General features: G+C 70.5%; 30 protein-coding genes and 1 pseudogene. 17 read left to right on the top strand and 14 right to left on the bottom strand.

All coding sequences use genetic code 11. From position 1 onward, the window contains the following. The first annotated feature begins 15 nt into the window (after window positions 1–15). Genes ACQPWU_RS20510 through ACQPWU_RS20500 form a run of 3 tightly spaced genes read left to right on the top strand, consistent with a single transcriptional unit; the run spans window position 16 to window position 1,436 of the window. Window positions 16–564 (top strand): hypothetical protein, encoded by a 549-nt coding sequence (locus tag ACQPWU_RS20510; protein WP_433442321.1) that lies wholly within the window; start codon window positions 16–18, stop codon window positions 562–564. Beyond that, window positions 561–1,232 carry a hypothetical protein gene (locus tag ACQPWU_RS20505; protein WP_433442319.1) on the top strand — a complete coding sequence of 224 codons (672 nt, stop codon included), beginning with the start codon at window positions 561–563 and terminating at the stop codon, window positions 1,230–1,232. Before ACQPWU_RS20510 ends, ACQPWU_RS20505 begins: the two co-directional genes overlap by 4 nt. A 6-nt stretch (window positions 1,233–1,238) precedes the next feature. Beyond that, window positions 1,239–1,436: a hypothetical protein gene (locus ACQPWU_RS20500; protein ID WP_433442317.1), complete on the top strand. Its 198-nt coding sequence runs from the start codon at window positions 1,239–1,241 to the stop codon at window positions 1,434–1,436. 75 nt (window positions 1,437–1,511) lie between these two features. Here the strand turns inward: ACQPWU_RS20500 and ACQPWU_RS20495 are convergent, their stop codons facing one another. Together ACQPWU_RS20495 and ACQPWU_RS20490 are read right to left on the bottom strand one after the other, a co-directional pair. Beyond that, window positions 1,512–1,925: an ATP-binding protein gene (locus ACQPWU_RS20495; RefSeq protein WP_433442315.1), complete on the bottom strand. Its 414-nt coding sequence runs from the start codon at window positions 1,923–1,925 to the stop codon at window positions 1,512–1,514. A 15-nt stretch (window positions 1,926–1,940) separates the two neighbouring features. Continuing rightward, window positions 1,941–2,711 carry a SigB/SigF/SigG family RNA polymerase sigma factor gene (locus ACQPWU_RS20490; protein ID WP_433442313.1) on the bottom strand — a complete coding sequence of 257 codons (771 nt, stop codon included), beginning with the start codon at window positions 2,709–2,711 and terminating at the stop codon, window positions 1,941–1,943. Window positions 2,712–2,887: 176 nt separating this feature from the next. Between ACQPWU_RS20490 and ACQPWU_RS20485 the strand changes: the two genes are divergently transcribed. Then, window positions 2,888–3,244 (top strand): STAS domain-containing protein, encoded by a 357-nt coding sequence (locus tag ACQPWU_RS20485; RefSeq protein WP_433445254.1) that lies wholly within the window; start codon window positions 2,888–2,890, stop codon window positions 3,242–3,244. Between the two features lie 31 nt (window positions 3,245–3,275). On the opposite strand, the gene ACQPWU_RS20480 is transcribed toward ACQPWU_RS20485, so the two are convergent. Then, window positions 3,276–3,992 (bottom strand): ANTAR domain-containing response regulator, encoded by a 717-nt coding sequence (locus ACQPWU_RS20480; protein ID WP_433442311.1) that lies wholly within the window; start codon window positions 3,990–3,992, stop codon window positions 3,276–3,278. A gap of 64 nt (window positions 3,993–4,056) precedes the next feature. Here ACQPWU_RS20480 and ACQPWU_RS20475 point away from each other — a divergent pair, with 64 nt between their 5' ends. The 3 genes from ACQPWU_RS20475 to ACQPWU_RS20465 all read left to right on the top strand — a co-directional run bounded on the left by ACQPWU_RS20475 (window position 4,057) and on the right by ACQPWU_RS20465 (window position 7,964). After that, window positions 4,057–5,883 (top strand): SpoIIE family protein phosphatase, encoded by a 1,827-nt coding sequence (locus ACQPWU_RS20475; RefSeq protein WP_433445253.1) that lies wholly within the window; start codon window positions 4,057–4,059, stop codon window positions 5,881–5,883. 128 nt (window positions 5,884–6,011) lie between these two features. Continuing rightward, complete coding sequence (locus ACQPWU_RS20470) at window positions 6,012–7,115, top strand: glycosyltransferase (RefSeq protein WP_433442309.1); 1,104 nt, start codon at window positions 6,012–6,014, stop codon at window positions 7,113–7,115. Window positions 7,116–7,238: 123 nt separating this feature from the next. Further along, window positions 7,239–7,964, top strand: coding sequence for a glycoside hydrolase family 16 protein (locus tag ACQPWU_RS20465; RefSeq protein WP_433442307.1), 726 nt, complete (start codon window positions 7,239–7,241; stop codon window positions 7,962–7,964). Here the strand turns inward: ACQPWU_RS20465 and ACQPWU_RS20460 are convergent. Then, complete coding sequence (locus ACQPWU_RS20460) at window positions 7,936–8,988, bottom strand: PucR family transcriptional regulator (protein ID WP_433442305.1); 1,053 nt, start codon at window positions 8,986–8,988, stop codon at window positions 7,936–7,938. The genes ACQPWU_RS20465 and ACQPWU_RS20460 overlap by 29 nt on opposite strands. A gap of 75 nt (window positions 8,989–9,063) precedes the next feature. Between ACQPWU_RS20460 and ACQPWU_RS20455 the strand changes: the two genes are divergently transcribed. From ACQPWU_RS20455 to ACQPWU_RS20440, 4 genes are all read left to right on the top strand, one after another. Beyond that, window positions 9,064–9,981: a proline dehydrogenase family protein gene (locus ACQPWU_RS20455; protein ID WP_433442303.1), complete on the top strand. Its 918-nt coding sequence runs from the start codon at window positions 9,064–9,066 to the stop codon at window positions 9,979–9,981. Next, window positions 9,981–11,606, top strand: a complete 1,626-nt coding sequence (gene pruA, locus ACQPWU_RS20450; RefSeq protein ID WP_433442301.1) for an L-glutamate gamma-semialdehyde dehydrogenase — start codon at window positions 9,981–9,983, stop codon at window positions 11,604–11,606. Before ACQPWU_RS20455 ends, pruA begins: the two co-directional genes overlap by 1 nt. A gap of 113 nt (window positions 11,607–11,719) precedes the next feature. Then, on the top strand, window positions 11,720–12,682 hold the full coding sequence (locus tag ACQPWU_RS20445; RefSeq protein WP_433442299.1) for a GlxA family transcriptional regulator: 963 nt from the start codon (window positions 11,720–11,722) through the stop codon (window positions 12,680–12,682). A gap of 2 nt (window positions 12,683–12,684) precedes the next feature. After that, window positions 12,685–13,308, top strand: a complete 624-nt coding sequence (locus ACQPWU_RS20440) for a DJ-1/PfpI family protein (protein WP_433442297.1) — start codon at window positions 12,685–12,687, stop codon at window positions 13,306–13,308. On the opposite strand, the gene ACQPWU_RS20435 is transcribed toward ACQPWU_RS20440, so the two are convergent. Beyond that, window positions 13,301–13,918: an ArsR/SmtB family transcription factor gene (locus ACQPWU_RS20435; protein ID WP_433442295.1), complete on the bottom strand. Its 618-nt coding sequence runs from the start codon at window positions 13,916–13,918 to the stop codon at window positions 13,301–13,303. The two genes, ACQPWU_RS20440 and ACQPWU_RS20435, sit on opposite strands and share 8 nt — an antisense overlap. A 68-nt stretch (window positions 13,919–13,986) precedes the next feature. Between ACQPWU_RS20435 and ACQPWU_RS20430 the strand changes: the two genes are divergently transcribed. Together ACQPWU_RS20430 and ACQPWU_RS20425 are read left to right on the top strand one after the other, a co-directional pair. Next, entirely contained in the window at window positions 13,987–15,228 is a 1,242-nt protein-coding gene (locus ACQPWU_RS20430) for an MFS transporter (RefSeq protein ID WP_433442293.1), read from the top strand. Window positions 15,229–15,284: 56 nt separating this feature from the next. Further along, a complete protein-coding gene (locus ACQPWU_RS20425; protein WP_344984951.1) occupies window positions 15,285–16,091 on the top strand; it encodes a serine/threonine-protein kinase in 807 nt (268 codons plus the stop codon). Between the two features lie 192 nt (window positions 16,092–16,283). On the opposite strand, the gene ACQPWU_RS20420 is transcribed toward ACQPWU_RS20425, so the two are convergent. The 3 genes from ACQPWU_RS20420 to ACQPWU_RS20410 all read right to left on the bottom strand — a co-directional run bounded on the left by ACQPWU_RS20420 (window position 16,284) and on the right by ACQPWU_RS20410 (window position 19,112). Continuing rightward, a complete protein-coding gene (locus tag ACQPWU_RS20420; protein WP_433442291.1) occupies window positions 16,284–16,901 on the bottom strand; it encodes a signal protein in 618 nt (205 codons plus the stop codon). A gap of 279 nt (window positions 16,902–17,180) precedes the next feature. Beyond that, window positions 17,181–17,927 carry a lysophospholipid acyltransferase family protein gene (locus tag ACQPWU_RS20415; RefSeq protein ID WP_433442289.1) on the bottom strand — a complete coding sequence of 249 codons (747 nt, stop codon included), beginning with the start codon at window positions 17,925–17,927 and terminating at the stop codon, window positions 17,181–17,183. Between the two features lie 18 nt (window positions 17,928–17,945). Then, window positions 17,946–19,112, bottom strand: a complete 1,167-nt coding sequence (locus ACQPWU_RS20410; protein WP_433442287.1) for a cytochrome P450 — start codon at window positions 19,110–19,112, stop codon at window positions 17,946–17,948. A 54-nt stretch (window positions 19,113–19,166) separates the two neighbouring features. Between ACQPWU_RS20410 and dhaK the strand changes: the two genes are divergently transcribed. Genes dhaK through ACQPWU_RS20395 form a run of 3 tightly spaced genes read left to right on the top strand, consistent with a single transcriptional unit; the run spans window position 19,167 to window position 21,191 of the window. Beyond that, on the top strand, window positions 19,167–20,147 hold the full coding sequence (gene dhaK / locus ACQPWU_RS20405; protein ID WP_433442285.1) for a dihydroxyacetone kinase subunit DhaK: 981 nt from the start codon (window positions 19,167–19,169) through the stop codon (window positions 20,145–20,147). After that, a complete protein-coding gene (gene dhaL / locus ACQPWU_RS20400) occupies window positions 20,147–20,764 on the top strand; it encodes a dihydroxyacetone kinase subunit DhaL (protein WP_433442283.1) in 618 nt (205 codons plus the stop codon). The genes dhaK and dhaL overlap by 1 nt, the downstream gene beginning before the upstream one ends. 52 nt (window positions 20,765–20,816) lie before the next feature. Then, window positions 20,817–21,191, top strand: coding sequence for a phosphoenolpyruvate--protein phosphotransferase (locus ACQPWU_RS20395; protein ID WP_360697827.1), 375 nt, complete (start codon window positions 20,817–20,819; stop codon window positions 21,189–21,191). A 41-nt stretch (window positions 21,192–21,232) separates the two neighbouring features. On the opposite strand, the gene ACQPWU_RS20390 is transcribed toward ACQPWU_RS20395, so the two are convergent. From ACQPWU_RS20390 to ACQPWU_RS20375, 4 genes are all read right to left on the bottom strand, one after another. After that, window positions 21,233–22,864, bottom strand: a complete 1,632-nt coding sequence (locus tag ACQPWU_RS20390; protein WP_433442281.1) for a thiamine pyrophosphate-binding protein — start codon at window positions 22,862–22,864, stop codon at window positions 21,233–21,235. Next, window positions 22,861–23,634, bottom strand: a complete 774-nt coding sequence (locus ACQPWU_RS20385) for a cyclase family protein (protein ID WP_360697822.1) — start codon at window positions 23,632–23,634, stop codon at window positions 22,861–22,863. The genes ACQPWU_RS20390 and ACQPWU_RS20385 overlap by 4 nt, the downstream gene beginning before the upstream one ends. A 61-nt stretch (window positions 23,635–23,695) precedes the next feature. After that, entirely contained in the window at window positions 23,696–23,923 is a 228-nt protein-coding gene (locus ACQPWU_RS20380) for a hypothetical protein (RefSeq protein WP_433442278.1), read from the bottom strand. After that, window positions 23,910–25,064 (bottom strand): RNA-guided endonuclease InsQ/TnpB family protein, encoded by a 1,155-nt coding sequence (locus tag ACQPWU_RS20375; protein WP_433445252.1) that lies wholly within the window; start codon window positions 25,062–25,064, stop codon window positions 23,910–23,912. Before ACQPWU_RS20375 ends, ACQPWU_RS20380 begins: the two co-directional genes overlap by 14 nt. On the opposite strand from ACQPWU_RS20375, the pseudogene tnpA reads away from it, so the two are divergent. Then, window positions 24,987–25,325: pseudogene (tnpA, locus tag ACQPWU_RS20370) on the top strand (IS200/IS605 family transposase); the annotation flags it as partial. The gene ACQPWU_RS20375 and the pseudogene tnpA sit on opposite strands and share 78 nt — an antisense overlap. Window positions 25,326–25,443: 118 nt before the next feature. On the opposite strand, the gene ACQPWU_RS20365 reads toward tnpA, so the two are convergent. Next, window positions 25,444–26,103: a hypothetical protein gene (locus ACQPWU_RS20365; RefSeq protein ID WP_433442276.1), complete on the bottom strand. Its 660-nt coding sequence runs from the start codon at window positions 26,101–26,103 to the stop codon at window positions 25,444–25,446. 21 nt (window positions 26,104–26,124) lie between these two features. Then, window positions 26,125–26,553 carry a CBS domain-containing protein gene (locus tag ACQPWU_RS20360; protein ID WP_433442274.1) on the bottom strand — a complete coding sequence of 143 codons (429 nt, stop codon included), beginning with the start codon at window positions 26,551–26,553 and terminating at the stop codon, window positions 26,125–26,127. Between the last annotated feature and the right edge of the window lie 154 nt (window positions 26,554–26,707).

Raw genomic sequence — 26,707 nt, 5'->3', positions numbered from 1 at the left:
CCGGAGGCGAACATCATGACCACCTTAATGTGGGTGGCCGTCGTCGTGGTCGCGGTGGTGGCGCTCGCCGCAGTCGTATATCTCGTGCTACGGCAACAGCAGCGTCGCACCCATCTCCGCGAACGTTTCGGCCCGGAGTACGAGCGCATAGTCGCGGAACACGATAACCGCCGCGAGGCCGAGCAGGAGCTGCTCGACAGGGAGCGGCGGCATGCCGAGCTCGACATCCACCCCCTGACTGAGGATTCCCGTGATACCTACGCGAACCGGTGGACCGAGGTGCAGGAGCGCTTCGTGGACGCCCCCGGGTTCGCGGTGACCGAGGCCGATCAGCTGGTCACGGCGGTCATGGCGGAACGGGGCTACCCGACGCAGGACTTCGAGGAGCGGCTGTCCACCCTGTCGGTGGGGCACGCGGCCACTCTCGACCATTACAGGACGGCTCACGAGATCAGCGGGCGGGCGGCGAGGAAAGAGGCCTCGACGGAGGATCTGCGGCAGGCCATGGTGCACTACCGCGCGCTGTTCGAGGAGCTGCTCCACGAGACTTCGCGAGGACGGTGAAAGAGACCATGGGCATCCCCACTCCCAGTAGTGGCGGCGAGGAACATCCCCGTGTCCCCCCGACGACGGATGAGCACTCGCGCCACGAATACCCGGACGATGACGGGCGTTCCCACGGCTACCCGGACGATGACGAGCGTCCCCACGGCGACGAGCTCGCCGGCGACGACTCTCCCCGTGCGGCAACCGACGACGAGCTGGAGGCGCGGAGTCCGCGCGCCGACGACGAGTACGCGGCAGCCGTGCCCGGTGCCGTGACGGCCCCCGAGGCCGAGCACGACGCCTCGTACCGCGCCCCGTACGCCGCAACCGGCGGCGACATGCTCGCGGACCCGGACCAGGAGCCGGTGGCGTCCGATGAGGCTCCCGCGCACGCCGCCCCCGAGGACGTCGTCCTGTTCGATCAGGACCCGGACCAGGTGCAGGCCCGCTGGCGCGACCTGCAGACGGCGTTCGTCGACGACCCCGGCGAGGCCGTGCGGCGCGCCGACGGCCTGGTCGGCGAGGTCGTGGAGTCCCTCACCAGCAGCCTCACCAGCCGTACGGACGCCCTGCGTGCCCGCTGGAAGGACGCTGACGCCTCCGACACCGAGCAGCTGCGCCTGGCGCTACGCGACTACAGGAGCGTCCTGGAGAGCCTGCTCACCCTTTCCGGAACAAGGAGGTGACATGACATGCTCGCGGTAGTCGCAGCGATCATCTTCGGACTGGGGTTCCTGCTCGACCTGGTCGGCGTGAGGATCCCCGGCGGTTTCTCCGGCATGACGTTCGCGTTGCTGGGGCTGACACTGCTGGCCCTGCACCAGGCAGGCATCGGTACGGCCAGCATCCGCAGCGGATACGGCAACTGGCGCGGACGAGCCCGCCGATAACCCCAGAAAATAGCCCCGAAAAGATAACCCCCAAAAGGAGCGGGAGGCCGCCGGAAGGCGGTCTCCCGCGAAGCGTCACTCCTTGCCCGGGAAGCGCATGATGACGGTGCTGCCGTCCTCCCCGGCGCGCAGGGTCAGCTCGGTCGACAGCAGACGGGCCACCCACAGTCCCATCCCACCCACGGCCCCCGGCATGGGGCCCGGTTTCCACGTGCCCCCGTCGTGCACCGCCACGACCAGGTCTCCGTTCACCAGCCAGGTACGCATGAAGGCGTGGTCCGCTCCGTGGGTGACGGCGTTGGTCGCCACCTCGTTGACCGCGATGACGAAGTCGCCGACGGCCTCCTCGGGCATTCCGGCGGAGCGGGCCTCGTCCTCAGCGAACTGCCGGACCTGCGGCAGGTCCGGCAGCCGGAAGTGAAGCTCTTTCACGGGCGCGCCGGGCGGCGGGCTCATGTAGCCCGACTGAGGCTCTACGTCCTCGTTCACCCGGCGACCTTCTTCTCAACCGACCAGCTCAGTGCGCAGCTGGTCCAGAACCTTGCGGAGGATACGTGAGACGTGCATCTGGGAGATCCCGAACTCGGCCGCGATCTCGGCCTGCGTCATGTTGCCGAAGAACCTCAGCAGCAGGATGTGCTTCTCGCGGGACGGGAGCGCGTCGATGAGCGGCTTGACGGCCTCCCTGTCGACCATGGTGCTCAGCGTGTCGTCGTCCTCGGGGATGACGTCGCCGAGAGAGGCGGCGTCGTCGTCGGTGCCGAGCGGCGCGTCGAGCGACAGGGTGCTGTACGCCGCGGAGGCGTCGAGTGTCAGCAGGACGTCCTCCTCGGTGATGTTCATCTTGGCGGCCAGCTCCGCCACGGTCGGCGATCTGCCGAGGTCCTGGCTGAGGTCGGCGACCAGCCGGTTGAGCTCCGAACGGCGCTCCTGGTAGAGGCGCGGCACCCGGATGGCCCACGTGCGGTCCCGGAAGTGGCGCTTGACCTCGCCGGTCATCGTCACGACCGCGTAACCCCTGAACGCGTGGCCGAGGGTGGGGTCGAAGCCGTTGACGGCCTTCATCAGGCCAACATACGCGGCCTGGAGGAGATCCTCCAACGGCTCGCCGCGGTAGCGGTATCGCCTGGCGATCTCCATGGCGAGCGGCCTGTGCATCTCGACGATGCGTTCGCGCAGGCGCTCCCTCAGGCTGTCGGGGGTGTCTTCCCTGACCATCTCGGCCAGGAGCTCTTCAGCTGTCATCTCCTCGAGGACGTATTCCTGCACAGCCATCGCTGCTCCTCATTATGGATCGCAGGCGGCCTCCCCCAGCAGGAAAAGCCCAGGCAGAGGCACGCCTCGCTCTACTTCCGAGACGAAAGCCCGCTGCTGGACTCCGCAACTAGTGTCCCCCGTATCACCGGAAGTATTCCTCCTATGTTCGGTGACAGTAGGGTTGCCCCGTGACAATGCCGGAGAACGGTGAGGGGTCCGTGGCGGCCCTGAGCCTCACGTCGTCGACGGTGGACGAGATCACCGTGATCCGGGTCGACGGCGTGCTCGACGCCACGACCCGGGAGCAGTTCGCCGATTACCTGTCCATGGCCGGCTCCAACCTGATCCTTGACCTGGCCGGCGTGACGTTCATGGACTCGCGGGCGCTCGGGCTCATCGTCCACCACTGGCAGACGAGCCTGGCCTCGGGCGCGAAGTTCGCGCTCATCGGGGTCGAATACTCCAAGTCCAGAGTGATGTGGATCACCGGGCTGGCGCAGCGGCTGCCGCTCTACGACACACTCGACGACGCGCTGGCCGCCATCGGCTGAGCCACGCCTGAAAAGGCCTACCTGAAGAGCATCAGCGCTTCGACTTGCGCTGGTGCTCATCGACCAGAAGCCTCGCCAGGTCGGCCACCTTGACCTGGTGGTGCTGGGAGATCCTGCGCAGCTCCTCGAACGCGGCCTCGGCGGTGCATCCGCTGGTCTGCATGATGATGCCCTTGGCCTGGTCGATCACCGACCGTCCGGCGAGGGCCTCCTGGAGCTGGGCGGCGTCGGTGCGCACCTCGTCGAACTCCCACATGTTCGCCATCGCCACGCCGACCTGCTCGGTCAGCATGTCGGCCAGCGAGTGGGCGCCCTGCGGGGAGAACGCTCCCGGGCGTACCGAATAGAGGCCGATCAGCAGCAGGGCGGGCGCCACGTCGATGGGGACGACGAGTACGGAGCGCACGCCCCAGCGGGTGGCCAGCGCCTCATAGCGGGGCCAGCGGGTCTCGCTGAGCACGTCGGTCACACCGGCGCGGCCGCCGCTCTGTCTCGCCTCGATGGACGGGCCCTCGCCGAGCTCTCGTTCGCCTTCGACGAGCATGATGAGCTCGCTGTGCGAGCCGGAGACCAGCACCCGGTGGTCGCGCCAGTGCTCCGCCGAGGCTCCCGAGCAGCCCGGGACTCCGGCGGCCAGCGCCGTGGTGAGGCCGCGCAGCACACTTTCCGTCGAGGTGTCCTCACCCAACCGGCCCAGTGTGGCGAGGTCACGGGCGAGACCGGGGGTGATCATCGCAGTGGATTCCATAACAAGAAGCCCCTACCCGATATGGCTACTGATATCCCATGTGACGTAGCGTCAGAGGGTGACCATGCCGGACCTCGAACAAGCGCTGGACGCGTTGGCCGGGCGCGTGTCCTCGTTGCGTGAGGCGAGGACGGCCTATCCCGCCGACCTCGCGCCCACCCTCGACGCCGCCCTCGCCGAGCTCGACACCGCTGCGGAGCTGCTGGCCGAGGCCCGGGAGGCGCTGCAGAAGGCGCCCAAGCGGCCCGGCGGCAAGAAGGACGGCTCCCAGCGGGAGCTGAAGCTGCTGCGCCAGGTGTTCCGAGCCTTCCCCGTGCCGGTCATCGTGCTGGACGGCGGCGGCGTGGTCAGGCGGATCAACCCCGAGACCTCGCAGATGCTCGGCAGCCCCGACGGCTACCTGGTGGGCCGGTCGTTCCCGCTGCTGGTGGACGTGTCGCGGCGGGCGGCGTTCAGGTCCCATCTGACGGCGGTGCTGCAGACCGGGCAGCCGTCGGCGTTCGAGACCCGGCTGGCTCACCAGGGGCGTACGCACCGCGTACAGCTGGCTTTGACCAGGCTGACCATGCCGGGGGAGCCGCAGCAGATGGTCGCGGCGGTGGCGCTGCCGGTCGAGGTGCGGTTGCCCGAGCCGGGCGGGCGGCGGCCCGAGCAGTCCGACGGCGCGCTGCTGATGGCGGCGGCCAAGCGGCAGGACCTGCTGGCCAAGATGGCCAATCTGCTGCTTGACGAGGAGTCGCTGCTGCGCCCGGTGGCGCTGCCGAGGGCGACGCGGCTGCTGGCGGCCCAGTGGGCGGACTGGGTGATCGCCGACATGGTCCGTGGCGGGCTGCCGCACCGCTCCATCGTGGTGGCGCCGAAGAACCAGCCGCTGGGCGAGCTCGTACGCCAGGTGGAGTCCGCCGACCCGGGGGGCAGCCAGGTCGTGACGCAGGTGCTGGAACGCGGCTCCGGCGTGGTGCAGGAGATGCTGGACGACGAGACGCTGCTCGGCTTCTGCGCGGAGGGGCCGCTGCTGACGGCGATGGGCGCGGGCTCGATGCTGTGCGTGCCGATCGGCACCACCGACGGCGTGCTGACGCTGGTGCGCACGCACGACCGGCAGCCGTTCACGCTGGCCGACCTGGCCGTCATGCAGGAGGTCGGGCTGCAGCTCGGCCTGGCGGTACGCGCCCAGACCAGCTTCCAGAGCCGTTCGAGGGCCGCGGACGCGCTCTCGGCGAGCGTGGCGCCGCGCAATCTGCCGGACGTGCCCGGCTACGAGGCGGCGGCCGTCTACCACCCGGGATCGTCGGTGGGCGCCGAGTTCTACGACGTCTTCCCCGTGTCGGGCGGATGGGGGTTCGCGCTGGGCGGCGCCGCGGGCAAGGGCGAGGAGGCGGCCTCGGTCAGCGCGATGGTACGCGGCGGCCTGCGGGTGCTCAGCGTCTGGGAGTCCGACCCCGACCTGGCGATGCGCAAGGTCAACGAGGCCCTGGTCACGCAGGGCACCGGCATGTTCGTGATGGCCGTCGCGGGCTTCGTGAAGGGGCGCGAGATCAGGCTGTCGTCCGCCGGGCACCACCCCGCCGCGCTGCTGCAGGCCGACGGCGGCGTGCGCTTCGCCTCGGGTGGCGGCGTGCCGCTGGGCATCGCGCTCGAGGCGGAGACCGGGGTGGAGCGGCTGATGCTCGCCTCGGGCGAGACGCTGGTGCTGTATTCGGAGGGGCTGATCTCCTCCAGGAACGAGCGCGGCGAGCCTTACGGCGAGGAGCGCCTGGCCGACGTGCTCGGCCGGTGCGCGGGCCAGTCGCCCTCCACCGTGGTCAAGACGGTGGAGGCCGACCGGCACGCGTTCTCGGGCGGCCAGGTGTGGGACGAGATCGTGATCTTCGCGCTCCGGGGTGTCTGACGTGCACAGTCAGAGTGTCTGATCTGCAGGGGTTTGCGATCGGCTCAAACCTGGGTATGGTCGTAGGCGTAGATCGATGTGCCTAAGACGCAGGCACACCTTCCAGGCTTTCCACGCTGAGGTGTGCCATGAATATCGCGATCGTCGCCGCTGCCGGAGGCATCCGGAGTCACCACATCCTTTCCGTCGCACGCGAGCTGGGTCGCGGGCACCATGTCACCGTCTTCTCCCGTCGTGACAGCGCTGAGGGCAAGCCCAAGACGCGGGTGGCCCCGGGGGTCACGCTGGAGCAGATCGATGTGGGTCCCGCCGTGGAGCTCGCGGACGACGACGTCGTGCCGTTCCTGAACGACGTCGGCGAACACCTGATGAAGCGATGGAGCCAGGACCGGCCCGACGTGATCCACGCGCACTCGTGGACGGGTGGGCTGGCCGCCGTGGCGGGCGCCCACGACCTCGGGGTGCCGGTCACGCAGACGTTCCACACCGTCGACACCTCTCACAAGGATCTTGAGCTGGCGCTCGGCCGCCGGGCCGACGCGGTCATCGCCGGCTCGGGCGACGAGGAGTCGGCCCTGATCAGGCTCGGCGTGCCGCGCTGCAACATCGCCGTCGTCCCGTACGGCGTCGACACCGAGCGCTTCCAGCGCCGCGGCGCGGTGGCCACGCGGGGCACACGCAAGCGGCTGCTGCACGTCGGCCCCCTCTCGACGGAGCGCGGCGCGCACACCATCGTGCGGGCGCTGCAGGGGCTCGGCGACGTCGAGCTGGTCATCGCGGGCGGGCCGGAGCTCGAGGACCTCGAGGACGACAGGGACGCCCGCCGCCTGCGCGCCCTGGCCGAGCAACTCGGCGTCGCCGACCGGGTGACGCTGCTCGGCCAGGTCAAGCGGCCCGCCGTGCCGAAGCTGATGCGCAGCGCGGACGCCGTGGTGTCGGTGCCGCGCGAGGCCGCGACGGGGATCGTCGCGCTGGAGGCGATGGCCTGCGGCGTACCGGTGATCGCCTCGGCCGTCGGCGCGCACCTCGACTCCATCGTCGACGGCGTCACCGGGCTGCTGGTGCCGCCCGACCGGCCGGCGCGCACCGCCCGGCTGGTCCGCGAGCTGCTGTGTGACCCGACCCTGCGCACCGCGCTCGGCTACGCGGGGGCCGACCGGGCGCGCTCGCGCTACTCCTGGGAGCGGGTGAGCCAGGAGCTCGTACGGGTCTACGAGGCGGCCTGCGCCTGATCCCGCCTTGAGGGGCTGGCCGGCGCGGCGGTGCGCTTCATCTCAGAGGCGGCGGCGCCGGCCAAGCACCCGGATTCCGCGAACAGCCGTTACCAGAGTGACATCTTTGCTTCCATTGACCACATGACTACACGCAGTCAGATCCTGGTGACGCTCACGCTCCTGGGCGTCGCCGCGCTCCCCCAGACCGCGCAGGCACAGACGCCGGGCTGGGGCGCCCCGGTCCTCGTGGAGAACTTCGACGGCTCCACGCTCGACACCGGCAAGTGGATGATCTACCACTCCCCCCAGGCCCGTCGAAACCCCCGTACCGGGAAGGCGACCACGGTCGCGAACGGCGTGCTGCGCCTCAAGGGCGGCATGTACGGCGGCAAGGACCTGTCGGGCGGCGTGGCCACCCGGCTCGCGCAGCGGTACGGAAGGTGGGAGGTCAGGTTCAGGGCCGAGGCGGGGGCCGGGTACACCCCCGTGGCGCTGCTGTGGCCGACCGCGCAGGGCGAGAACGACGACTACGCCGAGGTGGACTTCGCCGAGATCGTGGACCCGGAGCGGCAGGGCGGCGGGATCTTCGTGCACGGCGGGCACGGCCGGGCCCTGCGGCAGCTGCGGGCCGACTTCACCAAGTGGCACACGGTGGCGGTGGACTGGCTGCCGGGGCGGCTGACGTTCTGGCTGGACGGCAAGAGGCTCTGGGACTACCGGGGCGCGTACGTGCCTCAGGGACGCGAGATGGGACTCGCGCTCCAGAACGACGTCGTGTGCGAGCCTCGGTGCCGTGACTCCGCCACGCCGGACACCGTGTCCATGTACGTGGACTGGGTCAAGGTCTACAGAGCCGCGCGGCCTTGAGACCGAGGTGCACGGCCAGGCGGTCGTCACCGTCCGACAGGTCCCTGTGCGTGAGGCGCTCGGCCTTGCCCAGCCGGTAGTAGAGCGTCTGGCGGTGGATGCCGAGCTCGGCGGCCGCCTTCTGGGCGTGGCCGCCGTGGTCGAGGTAGACCTCCACGGTCTCGGCCAGCTCGGCGTCCAGGGCCGCGGTCTCGGCCGCCAGCTCGCGCAGGTCCGCCTGGCCGAGCCTGGCGAGCAGACGGTGCACGCCCAGGTCCTCCCAGCGGGCGATGGGGGCGTACCGTGGGAAGTGCTCGGCGACGCGCAGCGCGTGGCGGGCCTCGCGCCAGCTCAGCCAGGCGTCGGCCGGGTCGGGCCTGGGGGCGCCGATCCCGGCGGCGGTGCCGTACGCGCTCTGGAGGGTCTGCGCGACCTCGCCCGCGAGGTGGGCCGGGGTGAGCAGGGCGACGGGCGAGCCGGTGCGGGCCAGGACGCCGCGCGGGAGCGTCCACAAGGCGGCGACGCGCTCGGCCGACTCGCGTACGGCGACCGCCGCGACCGGGCCCGGCAGCTCGATGGACGCGCTCGCGCGTTCCGCCGGGTCGGCCGAGAACAGGGCGAGCAGGCCCCGGCCGAGGTCCTGCCTGCTCCTGGCCTCCTGGGCGAGCGCGGCGGCGGCCCTGGCCACCAGCGGCGCGACGGAGTCGAGGGCCGTGAGCGAGCCCGAGTCGAGCAGCCACAGGTAGCCGTAGGTGACCTCGCCGTGGCGCAGCGGCCAGCACACTCTGGCGAGGACCCCCAGCTCGGCGTCGGCGGGGATCCGGACCGGGCCCGTGGCCTTGGCGATGCCGTAGCGCTCGAAGTAGTCGCGTACCTCGCCGGTGGCGCGCCTGCGCAGGATCGACTCCTGGCGGACCGTGTCGATGTCGCCGTGCTGCGCCCCGTAGGCCAGCAGCCGGAACGAGCGGTCCTCCAGCGTCACGGACGCCCCCAGCCGGGCGGCGATCTCGTCGACGATCTCTTGCAGGTCTGCCGAGTTGTGCATTTGTATGACAGCCTGCCACACCCGGCGTTACGCACGTCGATGGCCCCCTCTGAGCTGCGTTTTTAAACTTGAGGCATGCTGGGTCAAGTGCTCCTCGCCGCGTCAGGGAGCGGCGTCGTACGCCGTGCCGTGTCGGGCTTTCCGGTCACCAGGAAGGTGGTCGAGCGGTTCGTCGCGGGGGAAACCGTTCAGGAAGCCCGCGACGCCATCGAGCGGCTGCGCGACGCGAAGCTGGCCGTCACCGTCGACCACCTCGGCGAGGAGACGCGCGACGCGCGGGCCGCCGAGGCCACCACGGACGCCTACCTCACGCTGCTCCAGGCCCTGCGGCCGCTCGAGCTCGGGACCCGGGGCGAGGTGTCGGTGAAGCTGTCGGCCGTCGGGCAGCGGCTCGACGACGCGATGGCGCTCGAGCACGCCCGCGAGATCTGCGCCGGCGCGGCGGCCAACGGCTCGACCGTCACGCTCGACATGGAGGACCACACCACCGTCGACTCGACGCTGTCCATCCTGCGCAAGCTGCGCGAGGACTACCCGTCGACGGGCGTGGCGATCCAGGCGTACCTGTTCCGCAGCGAGGACGACTGCCGCGACCTGGCCGCGGAGGGCTCCAGGGTGCGCCTGGTCAAGGGCGCCTACCGCGAGCCCGCCTCCGTGGCCCACCAGGGCAGGAGCGCCGTGGACAAGGCGTACGTGCGATGCCTGCGGATCCTCATGGCGGGGAAGGGATACCCCATGGTGGCGACGCACGACGATCGCATGATCGCGATCACGGAGCTGCTCGCCGACCGGTTCGGGCGGACGATCGGCGACCACGAGTTCCAGATGCTCTACGGAATCCGGACCGACCTGCAGGAGTCCCTGGCCGGGGCCGGCCACACGGTCCGCGTCTACGTCCCCTACGGCGACGACTGGTACGGCTACTTCATGCGCCGCCTCGCGGAGCGCCCCGCCAACGTCGCCTTCTTCCTTCGTGCCCTTGGGGGTAAGTAATGGATGCCATCAGCAACGTCCCCGTTCCCGCCAACGAGCGCATCTACGGGTACGCGCCGGGCAGCGCCGAGCGGTCCGCGCTGGAAGACCGCATCAAGGAGCTGGCCGGGTCGTCGGTCGACCTGACCATGACCATCGGCGGCGAGCAGCGTCTGGGCGGCGGCGCCCCCATCGACGTGGTGCAGCCGCACAACCACGCCTCCGTCCTGGGCCGTACCAACGACGCTACGGCCCAGGACGTGCAGGACGCCATCGACTCAGCGCTGCGGGCGGCTCCCGCGTGGCGGTCGCTGTCGTTCGACGAGCGGGCGGCGGTCTTCCTCAAGGCCGCGGACCTGCTGTCCGGGCCCTGGCGGGCGACGCTCAACGCGGCGACCATGCTGGGCCAGTCGAAGTCGGCGCAGCAGGCGGAGATCGACTCGGCCTGCGAGCTGATCGACTTCCTGCGGTTCAACGTGGCGTACGCGCGTCAGCTCTACGCCGACCAGCCGATCTCGTCGCCCGGCGTGTGGAACAGGATGGAGTACCGGCCGCTCGAGGGCTTCGTGCTCGCGATCACGCCGTTCAACTTCACCGCCATCGCCGGAAATTTGCCGACTTCCGCAGCTTTGATGGGAAATGTCGTCGTCTGGAAGCCGTCGCCCACCCAGCAGTTCGCCGCGCACTTCACCATGCGACTGCTGGAGGAGGCAGGGCTGCCCCCTGGCGTGATCAACATGGTCACCGGCAACGGGCAGGCCGTCTCCGACGTGGCGCTCGCGCACCCAGCGCTGGCCGGGATCCACTTCACCGGCTCGACCGCGACGTTCCAGCACCTGTGGAGCACGGTCGGCCAGAACATCGCCTCCTACCACGGCTACCCGCGCCTCGTCGGCGAGACCGGCGGCAAGGACTTCGTGCTGGCCCACCCGTCCGCCGATCCGGCGGTGCTCTCGACGGCGCTGATCAGGGGCGCGTTCGAGTACCAGGGGCAGAAGTGCTCGGCGGCCTCGCGGGCGTACGTGCCGCGCTCGGTCTGGAACCGGATGCGCGACGACTTCGTCTCGGTGGCCGAGTCGCTGAGCGTGGGCGACGTGTCGGGCGACCTGTCGACGTTCATGGGCGGGGTCATCGACGCCCGGGCGTTCGCCAAGCACAAGGAGGCCATCGACCGGGCGCGGGCGGCCGCGAACATCGACGTCCTCACCGGCTCGTACGACGACAGCGTCGGATACTTCGTGAAGCCGACCATCCTGGAGTGCGCCGACCCGGCCGACGAGATCTTCGTCAAGGAGTACTTCGGTCCCATCCTGGGCGTGCACGTCTATGAGGACCGCGACTTCGACACGGTGCTCGACCAGATGGAGGGCATCGCGCCGTACGCGCTGACCGGGTCGATCATCGCCCAGGACCGGTACGCCATCGCGTCCGCGTCCGAGCGGCTGCGCTTCGCGGCGGGCAACTTCTACGTCAACGACAAGCCGACGGGCGCGGTCGTGGGCCAGCAGCCGTTCGGCGGCGCCCGCGCCTCGGGCACCAACGACAAGGCGGGCTCGATCTTCAACCTGATCCGCTGGGTGAACGCCCGCACGATCAAGGAGACGTTCGTGCCGCCGACCGACCACCGTTACCCGCACATGGGCTGATTTTTCCGCCCATTCCGCGCCAAGAGCCCCCGGTCCTGCCCCGGGGGCTCTTGGCGTAATTTGCAATATTCGTGTCGTTGACGCCACTACGGGCCTGCGATCAGCATGAAGGCATGCAGCGACGAGTCCTGATCGTCGTCTTCCCCGGCTTCCAGCTGCTCGACATGGCCGGTCCCGCGGACGTGTTCGCGACGGCGGACCTGCTGGTGCCCGAGGGTGGATACCAGATCGAGGTGGCGGCCGTGGGCGGCGGCGCCGTGTCCGCGGGGAACGGCGTCACCGTCACGGCCTCGGCGCTCGGCGAGGTCGCGGGGCCGATCGACACGCTGCTGGTGGCGGGCGGGCTGTCCGTGCCCGAGCGGCTGGCGGACCGGGAGCTCGTCGGGCACATCGCCGGGCTGGCGACAGGCGCCCGGCGGGTCGCGTCCGTGTGCAACGGCGCGTTCCTCCTTGCCGAGGCCGGGCTGCTGGACCACCGGCGGGTCACCACGCACTGGCTCGCGGCCCGGGACCTGGACACCCGCTATGAGCGCGTCGAGGTGGACGCCGACCCGCTCTACATCGAGGACGGCGACATCTGGACCTCGGCGGGTGTGCTGTCCGGCGTGGACCTCGCGCTCGCGCTGGTGGCCAGGGACCACGGCCACGCGCTGGCCAGGGACGTCGCCCGCGGCCTCGTGGTGTATCTGCACAGGCCGGGCGGGCAGAGCCAGTTCAGCACGCCGATGCGGTCCATGACGCCGCGCAGCGAGCCGCTGAGGGAGCTCCAGGCGTACATCGACGCGAACCCCGCCGCCGACCTGAGCGTGCCCGCGCTCGCCGTGCGGGCCGGGATGAGCGAGCGCCACTTCTCCCGCGTCTTCACCGAGCAGACCGGCCTGTCACCCGGCCGGTACGTCGAGCGCAGCCGGGCCGAGGCCGCCAGGCGGCTCCTGGAGGTCACCGGCCATCCACTGGACAGGGTGGCCAGGGAGTCGGGGCTCGGCACGCCGGAGACCCTCTACCGCGTCTTCCGCCGCCACTGGCGGATCTCACCTGGCGACCACCGTCGCGGGTTCCGATCGAAGGAGAAGTAGCCATGCAGGTGGCCATCCCCCTCTATCCCCGGTTCACCGCGCTCGACGCGGTCGGGCCGTACACGGTGCTGGCGTTCGCGCCGGACTGGACGGTCACGTTCGTCGCGGCCGAGGCCGGGCCGGTGACCGACGACCAGGGCACGCTCACCCTCACCGCCACGGCCTCGTACGCGGACCTGCCCCGCCCTGACGTGATCGTGGTCCCGGGCGGTCCGGGGACGTTCGACGCCATGACCGACGAGGCGCTGCTGGGCTGGGTCCGGCAGGCTCACGAGCACACCCGGTGGACGACCTCGGTGTGCAGCGGCTCCTTCGTCCTGGCGGCCGCCGGGCTGCTGGAGGGGCTGAAGGCGACCACCCACTGGGCCATCCTCGACATGCTGCGGCAGTACGGGGCCGAGCCGGTGAACGAGCGGGTCGTCAGCGAGGGCAAGGTCGTGACCGCGGCCGGGGTGTCGTCCGGGATCGACATGGCGCTGACGCTGCTGGCCCAGGCGACTGACGTGACGACGGCGCAGGCCGTGCAGCTGGCCATCGAGTACGACCCGCAGCCGCCGTTCAACGCGGGGTCGCCGAAGACGGCTCCGGAGGGGCTGTCCGAGCTCGCGCTCAAGCTCATCAACTGACGTCGTCCGGCGTCTCCCGGCCGGCCCCCACCGGGAGCACGTCGAAGTGGATGACCACGTGCCCGATCGACGGATCGCGGAGGGCGGGCGACTCCCCCTCCCTGCGGTCCGACAGCGCCCGGTACCTCTCCAGCACCTCGAACACCTCCTCCCGCAGCCCGGTCGTCTCCTCCGGCGTGAGCCGCAGCGACCTCCGCCCGAAGCCGCTCGCCCGCACCCATTCCTCGGGCGCCGTCTCCTCCTCTTCGCGCCACCGGGCCAGCTCCGCGCCCCGCTGGCGCACCAGGTCGTCGAGCAGGACCCCCAGCGCTCTCGCCGTCTCGGGGTCGGGATCCGGCTCGCCGTAGGTGAAGCCCCCGGGCGTGATGCGCCAGTACTTCTCCTTGCCGCGCCCCATCCCCCGCACCACCTCGATCATTTCGTGCCTGGCCAGCTCTCTGAGGTGGTAGCTGGTCGCGCCGGTGTTCTGGCCCAGCAGCGCGGCGAGCCTGGTGGCCGTGGAGGGCCCGTGCTCGTCCAGCAGCTCGTAGATCCGCAGCCGCAGCGGGTGGGCGAAGGACTTCAGGGCGTTCGCGTCGAGCGTCCGGGCGGAAAAGCTCTTGCTCTGCATGCTGTGCAAGCCTATCTTTGCAAAGGAATCTATGCACACTTTCCCTTACACACTATCGGAGCAGAGCAGTGGGGCGTTCGTTCGGTTTTCTCTGGTCATCCACCGCGCTGTCGAACCTGGCCGACGGCGTGCTGAAGGTCGGGGCGCCGCTGCTGGCCGTGTCGATGACCCGTTCCCCCACCCTGGTGTCGCTGGTGGGAGCCGCCGCGACGGCGCCGTGGCTGCTGTTCGCGCTGCACGCGGGGGCGATCGCCGACCGGGCCGACCGCCGCCGCGTCATGGTCCTGGCCAACGCCGCCCGCACGGTGATCCTGTCCGTCGCGGGCCTGCTGGCGCTCCTCGGCCTGCTCGACCTGTGGGTGCTGCTGGCGGCCGTGCTCATGGCCGGCGTGGCCGAGGTCTTCGCCGACACCTCCGCACAGTCGATCCTGCCCATGACCGTGCCCCAGGACCACCTCACCAGGGCCAACGGCCGCGTCTCCACCGCCCAGATGATCGGCAACGACTTCGTCGGCGCCCCGCTGGCAGGCCTGCTCGTGGTCGCGCTCCCCGCCGTGCTCTTCGGCGCCCCGGCCCTCCTGTACGGCGCCGCGGGCCTGCTGCTGCTGGGCATGCGTGGCACGTACCGCCTGAGCCATGGCCCGGGAGACAGGAGGCCGCTGCGCCGGGACATCGGCGAGGCGCTGCGCTACCTCTGGTCGCACCGGGTGCTGCGGAGCCTGGCCATCACCGCCGGGATGCTCAACCTCGCCAACGCCGCCTACTTCGCCGTCTTCGTGCTCTGGACCGTTGGCGACGGGTCGCACATCGGGCTGGAGCCTCGCGAGTACGGCCTGATGATGACCGCCTTCGCCGTCGGGGCGGTGTTCGGGTCCCTGCTGTCGGGGCGGGCCTCGGGGATCTTCGGCGAGGTCCGCACGCTGGTGGGCTCGTGGCTGACCAGCAGCCTGCTGCTCCTGGTGCCGGTCGTCGTGCCGTCACCGTGGACGCTCTACCCGACCGCCGTCCTGTGGGGCGTGGTGGGCGCGGCGGGCAACGTCCTGGTGATCTCGACCCGGCAGCGGCTGATCCCGGCCGAGTTGCTGGGCCGTGTCAATTCGGCATACCGCCTCGTCGGCATGGCCGGGATGCCGCTCGGGGCGGCTCTGGGGGGCGTGGTGGCCGAGTTCGCGGGGCTTGGCACCGTCCTCGTGGGCGCTACTGGAGTATGTTTGGTGGGTGTCGGACTGGTGTGGCGCGCTTTGTCTGATCGAATTTCTAGGCCGTTGACCAGCACACCCACACTTTCCGACATATCCGGATCACGTTAGGCACCCTACGGCCTGTGCTGAAGTGACATGATTATCCCCGAGCATGAGGGGATGGTATGCGGGAGATCGGCGGACGGTACCTCCTGAACGAGGAGGCCGGTCGTGGGGGTATGGGCGTCGTCTGGCGTGCGTTCGATCAGCTCCTCCACCGTACGGTGGCGCTTAAGGAGCTGACCTTGGCCGGTGAGGCCGAGATGGTGCGCCGCCGGGTGCTGCGTGAGGCCAGGATGGCTGCCGGCCTGACGCACCCGAACATCGTCACGGTGCATGACCTGATCGAAGAGGGCGGCAAGCTCTGGATCGTGATGGAGTATCTCGACGGGCTCTCGTTGCACCAGTTGCTCTCCCAGGTGGGCACATTACCCGCCCAGTCGGTTGCCGCGATCGGGCAGCACCTGCTCGCCGCGCTGCGCACCGCGCACAAGGCCGGGGTGCTCCACCGCGACGTGAAGCCCGCCAACGTCATGCTGACCGGCGACCGGGTGGTACTCACCGACTTCGGCATAGCGACCGCCGAAGGTGACATCCGGATGACGACGTCCCGGCGGCTGCGCGGCACGCCCGCCTTCATGGCGCCCGAGCGGCTGCACGGAGGCCCGGCCAGCAAGGAGGCCGACATGTGGTCCTTCGGCGCCACCCTCTACAGCGCCGTCGAGGGCCAGCCGCCCTACCCCGGGCAGGACGCGGCGACGGTGCTCGGGATGGCGCGCAGCGGCCCCTACCCACCGCCCCGGCGGGCCGGGGTGATGCGTCCGCTGATCGAGGGCCTGCTCCACCACGACCCGGTGCGGCGCTACACGCCTGAGCAGACGGCGGGGTTACTCGCCGGCATGCGCGCCAGCGCCTACCAGGCGGCCATCTGACCCACGCCGCGGGAGTGGCCGGTGCCGTACGGTACGGTGCCTGCAGCCGAGCACCGGCGGTACGCCGCGGCGGCACCTGCACGCCCGCCCGCTCAGCCCTTCAGCGCTCGGAGCGACGAGGACGTCCGCACAGTCGCAGGCGGGTGTCGGCCCATGAGCCTGGTCAGCGCTCGGCGAACTATCGGGACGCACTCATGCTTGCTGACCGGTCTCGACGATGAGCGTGTAATCGACGCCCGTGTGGAAGTCTCCGGAGGACCCGCGGATGAGCAGCGTGTGACGGCCGAGCTTCAGCGCGGGGAGGCGCACCCAGAGACCACAAGCGTAGGACGTGCTCGTTCCCTCCTCACCGGTCACGGGATTGCCCGCCGCACCCGTCACGACGACGTTCTCCTCTTCCAGGCGTTCCGGCGTGACCGCCTTGCCGTCAAGGGTGGCCTTGCCTTTCGCCGTGGCCATGAACTCCTTGCACTGCACGTCGGTGCCAGTGAGATTCACCAGTGGGACGACCACCGGCCGCCCCACGGGAATCCTGCATGTCCGCCGCAAGGTGCCGCCAAAGGTCCCGGCGAGGAACCACACGTCCTCCGGCTGATTCCGATCGCAGAACTCACCCGTCGCGTCCGTCACGGGGTTCGTGTTCTCGCCTTCAGAAGCCGCCCACGTCCACCAGCGTCCCTGGATGGACGTCGCCGCGGCGGCCGCCGGCTTCGTGGACACGATCCCGGACGGGCCGCTCTCCCTGGCCGCTCCACAACCGGCCAAGAGACCGAGGACCAGCAGAAGCGGTATGGCGGATCTTGGGGGCATCAGTGAATCATAGACAGGAGGGCCGCTTCCTGTGGCAGTGCTGGCCGGCCGTCAGCTCCCGGGAATCACGAACGTCTTCGGCTTCATCGGGATCGGCCTGAGCCCGAACGTGATCACGCTCGGGGCTCTCCTGGCCTGCAACGGGTTCGTCGTCACGCTCTGGAACGTCCTGACCGCCGGCCTCCGGCAGCACATCGTGCCCTCCGAGATGCTCGGCTGGGGGCTGATCCCGCTCGGGGCATGCGTCCCGGCGGGTTCCCTCGACGGCGGGTCTGGCGTCTACTCCTTCTTGGCGCGAGCCTCGGCCTCCGCCGCGTCCATGGCCGCCGCCTCCTCCGGGGTGGGCGCGGTGCCGCCCAGGTGGGCGGGCTGCCACCAGACGCCCGGCGGCACCTCCGGGTAGTTGCGCTGCGCCCGGTCCACCAGGTCCGACAGCCGGGTGTGCAGATCGGCCACGTGGTCGTTGACGTTGTCGCCGCGCTTGGGGTGCATCGGCTCCCCCACCAGGATGGTGAGCGGGATGTGCCGTTGCGTGAGCTTGCGGGGCCGGCCCTTGGTCCAGAAGCGCTGGCTGCCCCACAGCGACACCGGGATGACGGGCGTGTTGGTGGCCTGGGCCATGCGGATGGCGCCGTTCTTGATCTCCTTGACGGTGAACGAGCGGCTGATGGTCGCCTCCGCGAAGACGCCCACGACCTCCCCCGCCTTCAGCATGCGCAGAGCCGTGGCGTACGAGCCCGCCCCCGCCCCGCGATCGACGGGGATGTGGTGCATGCCGCGCATCAGCGGCCCCGAGATCCGGTGGTCGAACACGTCCTGCTTGGCCATGAACCGCACCAGCCGGCGGGACGGCAACGCGGCGAACCCGGCGAAGATGAAGTCGAGGTAGCTGATGTGGTTGCTCACCAGCACCGCTCCCCCGGTCTGCGGCACGTGCTCCGTCCCCTCCATGTGGAAGCGGACGTCGAGCATGCGAAACAGGGTCCGCGCGGCGGCGATCACCGGCGGGTACACGATCTCAGCCATGAGCAGACGGTAGCCTACTCAGGCAGGTGTCACGGTAGTCGGGAGCCGGACCATCCCCCGGACGTTGCCGTGCGAGGTGCGCCGGATGCCCTCCTCGTCGATCTCGTACGAGGGCGAGACCGCCTTCGTCAGCTCCTCCAGCGCCACCCGCGCCTCCAGCCGGGCCAGCGGGCCGCCGAGGCAGTAGTGGCGGCCGACGCCGAAGCTGATGGCCCTCGACGTGTCCCTGCCGAGATCGTAGACATTGGGGTCGGGGAAGACCGACTCGTCCCGGTTGGCGGATCCGATCACGATCCACACCTTGGCGTCGGCGGGCACGAGTACGCCGTACCACTCGGTTGGCGAGGTGAGGCGGCGGGCGAGGCCGTGCGCCGGGGTGTCGTAGCGCAGCGTCTCCTCCGCCCACTGCGCGATGGCCCCGCCGAAGGCGGCGGCGCGCTGGTCGGGGTTGCGCCACGCCCAGTACCAGGCGGCGCCGAGCAGGTGGGTGGTGGTCTCCGAGCCCGCCCCGAGCAGCAGGAACACGAACGCCACGATCTCCTCGACGCTCAGCTCGCCGTCGGCGGCGAGCGCCGAGACGAGGTCGTCGCGGGGCGTGGCCTGGCGGTCGGCGACGATCGAGGCGTAGTAGTCGCCGAGCGACAGGATGCTCTTGAGCCCGTCCTCCGCCATCTTCCCGCCCGGGTCGTACCTGACCAGCGCGTCGGAATTGCGGCGTACGCCGGCCCGCTCGGACGGCGGCACGCCCATCAGCTCGGAGATCACGTCGAGCGGCAGCTTGGCCGCGAAGTCGCGGGCGAAGTCGAACGTCCCGCGCTCGAGGCCCTCCTCGATGTAGCCCCGGGCGATCTGCCTGATCATGGGCTCGAGCGCGGCCACCCGGCGCGGGGTGAAGGCACGCGAGACGATGGCCCGCATGCGGGTGTGCTCCGGCGGGTCCATGGCGATGAACGACAAGTAGGTGCGCGCCTGCGGACCCCACGCGCCCGGGTCGAGCATGGGGCCGTGGTCGCTGGACAGGAGCGCGCTGTCGCCGAGCGCGGCGGACACGTCGGCGTGCCGCGACAGCGCCCAGAAGCCGAGCTCGGCGTTGTGATAGATCGGCGCTTCCCTGCGTAACCGCGCGTAGACGGGATACGGGTCGTCGTTGACCAGCGGGTCGTAGGGGTTGTAGACGACATCCACCCCGACCACGCTACGACGCTTGCGCCCTGATGGAAATGGGCAGATCTTCACACCATGAAGAAGCTCATCAACACGGCCGACTCCGTCGTTGAGGACGCACTGAACGGCATGGCCGCGGCCCACCCCTCGCTGCGGATCCGCGACCGGGTGGTCTACCGGGCCGAGGGCCCGCGGGCCGGGAAGGTCGGCCTGGTCTCGGGCGGGGGCTCGGGGCACGAGCCGCTGCACGCCGGTTTCGTCGGGTACGGCATGCTCGACGCCGCCTGCCCCGGTGAGATCTTCACCTCGCCGGTCCCCGACCAGATCATCGACGCCACCAGGGCGGTCGACGGCGGCGCGGGGGTCCTGCACATCGTCAAGAACTACACCGGCGACGTGCTGAACTTCGAGATGGCCGCCGAGGTGGCCGAGGACGTCGAGGTGGCGAGCGTGCTGGTCGACGACGACGTGGCCGTGCAGGACTCCCTCTACACGGCGGGCCGCCGCGGCACCGGGGCGACGGTGTTCGTGGAGAAGGCGGCGGGCGCGCTGGCCGAGCAGGGAGCGCCGCTGGCCCAGGTCGCGCTGGTGGCGGGCGAGGTCGACGAGCGCAGCAGGTCGTTCGGCATCGCGCTGACATCGTGTACGACGCCGCATGTGGGCAAGCCGACGTTCGACCTGCCGGAGACGGACGTGGAGCTGGGCATCGGCATCCACGGCGAGCCGGGCCGGGCCCGCGTGCCGATGGTGTCGGCGCGCGAGCTGGCCGGGGTCGCCATGGAGGCGATCCACGGCGATCTGCCGCTCCGGGGCGACCTGCTGGTCATGGTGAACGGCATGGGCTCGACCCCTCTCATGGAGCTGTACGTGGTCTTCGCCGAGGTGGCGGCGTTCGTCAAGGGCAAGGGGGCCCGGGTGGCGCGCTCTCTGGTGGGCAATTACGTGACGAGCCTGGACATGCAGGGCTTCTCCGTGTCGATCTGCCTGCTCGACGACACGCTGACCCGCCTGTGGGACGCGCCGGTCGAGACGCCGGGGCTGCGCTGGGGGCGCTGATGGACGCCGAGGTGTTCGTGGCCTGGTTCGAGGAGGCGGCCAGGCTGGTGCACAGGGACCGCGACCGGCTCACCCAGCTGGACGCGGCGATCGGCGACGCCGACCACGGCACGAACCTCGACCGCGGCCTCACCGAGGTCCGCGCGGCGCTGGCCGGGTCGCCGCCCGATTCGCCGGGGCAGGTGCTGGCCCTGGCGGGCGCGACGCTGATCCGCCGTGTCGGGGGCGCCTCGGGGCCGCTGTACGGGTCCGTGTTCCGGCAGATGGCCAAGTCGCTGGAGTCGCCGGTGACGCTGGCCGCGTTCGCGGCGTCCTTCGAGGACGGGGTGGTGGCGCTCGAACGGCTGGGCAAGGCCGCGCTGGGTGACAAGACCATGGTGGACGCGCTGGCTCCGGCCTCGCGGGCGCTTGCCCTGGCCGTACGTGACGGGGTGGGGGTGCGGGAGGCGTTCGAGCTGGCGGCCAAGGCGGCCGAGGAGGGGGCGAAGGCGACGATTCCGATGCAGGCGCGGAAGGGGCGGGCCAGCTATCTGGGCGAGCGCAGCATCGGGCACGAGGATCCGGGGGCGGCGTCGGCGGCCCTGTTCATGACGGCCCTGGCCGAGGTGGTGGCGTGATGGCCGCCCCCGGCGCCGGAAGCGCGGTCTCTGCCGAGACTGGCGGCGTGTGATGGTGGGCCTGGTGCTCGTCGCGCACAGTGCGGGGCTGGCGGCCGAGGCGGCGGCGCTGGCTCGCGGGATCGCCGGTGCCGGCACGCCGGTGGCGGCCGCCGGTGGCACCGCGGACGGCGGGCTGGGCACGAGCGTGGACCTCATCGAGGCGGCGCTGCGCAGCGTCGACCAGGGGGACGGGGTGGTGCTCATCCCCGACCTGGGCAGCTCGGTGCTGACCGCCCGCCTGCTGGAGGAGGACGGGCGGGTGGTGGTGGCGGACGTGCCGTTCGTGGAGGGGGCCATCGCGGCGGCGGTGGCGGCGGGCGCGGGTGTGCCGCTCTCCGACGTGCTGGAGGCGGCCGAGGAGGCCCGCACCTACCGCAAGCTCTGAAGCTCAGCCGAGGAGGCCGCACCTGTCGCGAGCTCTGGAGCTCAGTGGCCTTTGAAGGCCTCCTCCAGCCACCAGGAGCCGTGCTCCCCCGTGACCTTGGCGTGCACCAGGAGCGGCCGGTCGCGCGGCCCGTCGAGCCATTCGGCCACGCCCGCCAGGTCGGACGGCTCGGTGACCGTCACGGCGGCGAAGCCGTGGCCCCGGGCGATGGCGGCGAGGTCGGCGGGCGGGAACGTGACCGTGCCGAGCGGGTGCCCGTGCGGCCCGAAATGGTGGACCTCCGCCCCGTACGCCTCGTCGTCGTACACCACGATCACCATCGGGAGGCCGAGCCGGACGACGGTCTCCAGCTCCGCGATGCCCATGAGGGCGCCGCCGTCGCCGAGCGCGGCCACCGGCAGCCGGTCCGGCCGGGCCACCGCGGCGCCGATCGCCGTCGCCAGCCCGAGCCCGATCGACTGGAACGCCTGTGTGAAGCAGAATCCACCCTCATCCGGGACATCGAGGAACATCGACGGATATCCCATGAAATTTCCGGAATCGATGGCGATGATGCGCTCCCGCGGCAGGAGGTCGTCCAGCCCGATGGTGAGCGTCCTGGGGTCGATCCGCCCGCCGCCGCTCTCGTCCTCGTACGGCACGTCCCGCCAGCGCCTCTCGGCCCGGACGCGCCGCGCGATCTCGTCCGACCGGTACCCCTGACGTGGGGTGAGGCCGGTGGCCAGGGCCTTGGCGACGGCGGCCACGTCGCCCTCCACGCCCAGGTCGGCGGGCACATGGGTCTTGAAGGCCACCGGGTCGAGGTCCACCTTGACCACTTTGGCGCCCGGCTGGATCAGCGTGCCGTGGCGGGTGGTCCACATGTTCAGCGCGCATCCCCACGCGACGACCAGGTCGGCGTCGCGGATGAGTTCGGCGGTCAGGGGCGTCGCGAAGCCGCCGCTCACGTCGAGGTCCCATGGGCTGCCGCGGAAGAGGCCCTTCGCGACCGCCGAGGTGGCCAGCAGGGCGCCCGTGAGGCCGGCGAGCTCCTCCAGCTCCCGCCGCGCGTGCCGGGCGCCGCGCCCGGCGATGAACACCGGCCGCCGGGCCGAGCCCAGCAACCGCGCCAGCTCCGCCACCCCGGACCGAGACGAGGGGACGGCGGCGGCAGACCCGGCGCGGTCCGCGCCGGGCTCCACGGGGCCGTCGAAGGGGGCGGCCTGGACGTCGAGGGGGAGGTTCAGCAGGACCGTGCGCCGCTCCTCCATGGCCACCCGGTACGCCTCCGCCGCCCGCGACACCGCCTCCTCCGGCGAGGTGACCCGCATCGCCACCGCTCCCACCGCTGTGGCCAGCGCGGCCTGGTCGATGTGGAAGTTGGACTGGACCTCCGTGGCCTCTCCGGCGAGCACGATCAGCGGCGTGCGGCTCTTGGCCGCCTCGGTGAGGCCGGTCATGGCGTTCGTGAGCCCCGGCCCCTGGTGCACCGACACGACGCCGACCCCGCCGCTCATGCGCGCGTACGCGTCGGCCATGGTGGCGGCCCCGCCCTCGTGGCGGGCGGCGACGAAGCGCACCCCGCAGGCCACGAGGGCGTTCGTGACGTGGAAGTTGCCGCTGCCGACCACCCCGAAGGCGGTCTCGACGCCGCAGGCGGCAAGGGCCCGGCCCACGGCCTCCGCGACGATCAACGCTCCACCAGGGCCAGCACGCGTACGGGGCTGCCGGAGCCGCCCACGATGGGCAGCGGCGGCGCGACCACGACGGCGCCGGTCACGGGCAGCCGGTCCAGGTTGCACAGTTGGGTGAGGCCGTACTTGCCCGCCCCCAGCAGGTAGGAGTGGCACGGGAAGGCCGGGTCGAAGGAGTGGGCGGCGCCCGCGTCGGTGCCGACGGTCTCGACGCCGATGCCGACGATGGGCGTGGAGGAGGCCAGCCACGAGGCGCACTCCACCGACATGCCGGGCGTGTGGGGGCCGGTGGCGTCGGCGTTCAGGAAGGCGGCCTGGTCGCCGGCCCGGGAGTCCCACCCGGTCCGGTAGAGCAGCCAGCCGCCGTCGGGCAGCGGCCCGTTGGCGCGCTCCCACTCCTGGACGTGGTCGATCTGGAGGAGGAAGTCGGGGTCCTTGGCCGCCTCGGCCGAGAAGTCGAGCACGACGGCGGGCGCGATGAGGCTGCGCGCGGGCACCTGGGAGACGTCCTGCCCATCGCGGCCGGTGATCCAGTGGATGGGGGCGTCGAAGTGGGTGCCGCTGTGCTCGCCTGTGTGGATGTCGTTCCAGTACCAGGCGGGGCCGCGGTCGTCGTAGCGGCTGATCTCCTCCAGGCGGAACGGGATCGTGTTGCCGAACGGCTCGGGCAACTGGAGGATCGGCGTCTCGGACGAGAGGGGCGCGGTGAGGTCGATCACCTCGATCGCCCCGCTGCGCACGCTCTCCACGAAACTCTGCAACACCGACATGTCATCCTCCTAGGTGGGCTGTGCGCATCCTCCTACGCACGCCCCACCAGTGCAAACATCATCAGCCCTTGAGCCCGCTGAAGCTCATCGTGGCCACGAAGTGGCGCTGCGCCAGCACGAACGCGGCCACCAGCGGCAGCACCGCCACCACGTTCCCGGCCATCAGCGCCGACCACTCGGTGTGCCGGGCCCCGGCGAACGTGGCGAGCCCGAGCTGCAGCGTTTGACGCGCTCGCCGGGCTGAGCCCGACGATTCTGGCCTGTGCCGCTGTCGTTCACGCGGCGACACTTCCTTGGCTTCCTGCTTCGACGGGTCGTGCCGGGTTCGCGCCCGGCCTTACCGGCCCTCCACAGGCGTTTTGCCTCTCCGCCCGTCCGGCGGCGAGGATATTGAGCGCGGCGTTGATGTCCCGGTCGTGGGCCGCACCGCAGGAGCAGGTCCACTCCCGCACCGACAGGGGCATGTCCTGCCGTACGGCTCCACATACCGAGCACAGCTTGCTACTCGGGAACCAGCGACTGACCTTGACGAAGGTCTTGCCGTACAGGCGCGCCTTGTACTCCAGCATGGCCACGAACGACGACCAGCCCGCATCATGCACGCTCTTGGCCAGCCGGGTGCGCGCCAATCCCTTGACCGCCAGGTCCTCCACATACACCGCTTGGTTCTCGCGGATGATCTGTGTGGAGAGCTGGTGGTGGAACTCGCGCCGCGTGTCGGCGACCTTGGCGTGCTGCCGGGCGACCACAAGCCGGGCCTTGGCCCGGTTCTTGGAATCTTTCTCCTTGCGGGACAGGGCCTTCTGCGCCCGCTTGAGTTTCTTCTCCGCCCGCCGCAGGAACCGGGGCGAATCGATCTTCCGCCCGTCCGACAGGACAGCGAAGTGTCCAAGACCCAGGTCGATCCCGCTCTCGATCCGGCTTTCCGGCAGGGGTGAGGCGCTGACCTCCACGACGATAGACGCGAAATACCGGCCCGCCGCATCTTTGATCACGCTCACGCTGGATGGCTCGGAGGGCAGCTCCCGCGACCAGCGCACCGCCACGTCTCCGATCTTCGGCAGGCGCAGCTTCCCGCCCGGCGTGATCGAGAATCGGGCGTTGCGGGTGAACCGGATCGCCTGCCGGTTGTCCTTGCGGGACCGGAACCGGGGAGCGCCCAGCTTCGGGCCTTTCCGTTTGCCTGACAACGAGGCGAAGAAGTTGCGGAACGCCCTCGTGCAGTCGGCCAGCGCCTGCTGGAGCACCACCGCCGACACCTCGCCCAGCCACACCCGGTCGGGGTGCTTCTTCGCCTCGGTGATGACCTGCCGGGACAGGTCGGCGTCGGTGACGAACGGCAGGCCGGCCTCATGTGCGTCGTTGCGCAGCCGCAGCGCGTTTTCGTCCTGCACGCTCATTTGGTTTTCGTGACCAAGTTCCGCCACCAGGTCTTCAACGGCGAGCACCTGACACGGCTGGAAGAGATCATGAGGGATGTGTGCGCCGACTTCGAGACCGAACTGCGTGAGTTCAACGGCGACAACAATCACGTCCACCTGCTGGTGAACTTCCCACCCAAGATCGCCCTGTCCAAGCTCGTCAACTCGTTGAAAGGGGTGTCCTCGCGGCGGATGCGCCAGGAGTTCCCCGAACTGGCCGCCCACTACTACCGGGCAAACAAGCTGTGGTCGGGCTCCTACTTCGCCGGGTAGGTAGGCGGCGCTCCCATCAGTGTCCTGCGCCAGTACATCGAGCAGCAGAACCGGCCGGTCTGAGCGGGGTGGACGCATTCCTGCTCTCTTGTCCAGAGTTTGACGCACAAAAGCGTCAGGCCTTGGTCCACTCCGCGCATCCGCCGGTCAGGAACGCCTTGTCCGTGGCGTCGATGGTGACGCTGGCCGGTCCCTTCGGCATGCCGGTCGCGATGATCTCGCCGGTCGCGCTGCGCAGCCTGGCCCAGTAGCACATGCTGAATCCCCCGGTGGGACCGGTCGTGCGGTAGGTGCCCGGCTGGATGTCCGTGCCCACGACGAGCGTGCGCAGCGAGGCCGGATTGATGGCGGGGCCGGTGCTGGTCCCGGTGCTGGTCCCGGCGCTGGGCTGGCCGCTCTGCCCCGGCTGTGTCTGGCCGGGCTGCGTCTGGCCGGGCTGTGTCTGGCCGGGCTGCGTCTGACCAGGCTGAGACTGACCAGGCTGAGACTGGCCGGGCACGGGCTGGCCGGTCTGAGACGGTCCAGCCTGAGACGGCCCGGTCTGAGACGGTGACGGCTCGGTGGGGCCCGTGACCTCCGGCTCCGTGGGCTGGGTGTCCTCGACCGTGACCGTGACCTGGGGCGTGGACTCGTCCGACGACGTCGTGGAGTCGCCGGACCCCACGGAGACACCCAGCAGGAATCCGAGCAGTGCGGCGAGCCCGGCGACGAGGACGATGATCGGCGGACTGCTCGTCGCGCGCGGATATTCAGGAGGGGGCGGCCCGTACGTCACGGACCAAGCGTGCCATCACTGTCAACGGTGGAGATAGTCGACGAGCGACGCCTTCTCCGTCTCCAGTTCCTCGATCGCGCTCTTGACCACGTCGCCGATGCTCACGATGCCCACGAGCCGGCCGTTCTCGACCACGGGCATGTGCCTGAACCGATGCGTGGTCATGGTCCGCCGCAGCGACTCGACGTTCTCGCCCGGCCCCACCGTGTGCACCTCCGTCGTCATGATCGCCGACACCGGGCCGTCCAGGATCGCGGAGCCGCGATCGTTGAGACGGCGTACGACGTCGCGCTCGGACACGATGCCTTCAATGGTGGAGCCGTCCGTGGAGACCACCACGGCTCCGATGTTGCGCTCCGCGAGCGTGGTCAGCAATTCGCGCACTGTGGCCCCTGGCGTCACGGTCGCGACGTCGCTGCCCTTGGCGCGGAGGATCGTCCCGATGAGCATCTGCACCACCTCTGCCCCTCAGTCTTCCAAGCCTGGGTCCAGGCAAACAATCCCCTAGGGACGGAGTCAAGGGGGCCCCGGTGTAACGGGGCGATCACGTTTCGTACCTGACTGACAAGATGTGACCTGCGTCTCATACCTTTCGCGCAAATTC

This window comes from Nonomuraea sp. CA-141351 (genome assembly GCF_050944675.1).
GTDB lineage: Bacteria > Actinomycetota > Actinomycetes > Streptosporangiales > Streptosporangiaceae > Nonomuraea.
Note: the sequence above shows the minus strand (reverse complement) of the source record. Positions and strands in the feature narration are given on the sequence as shown.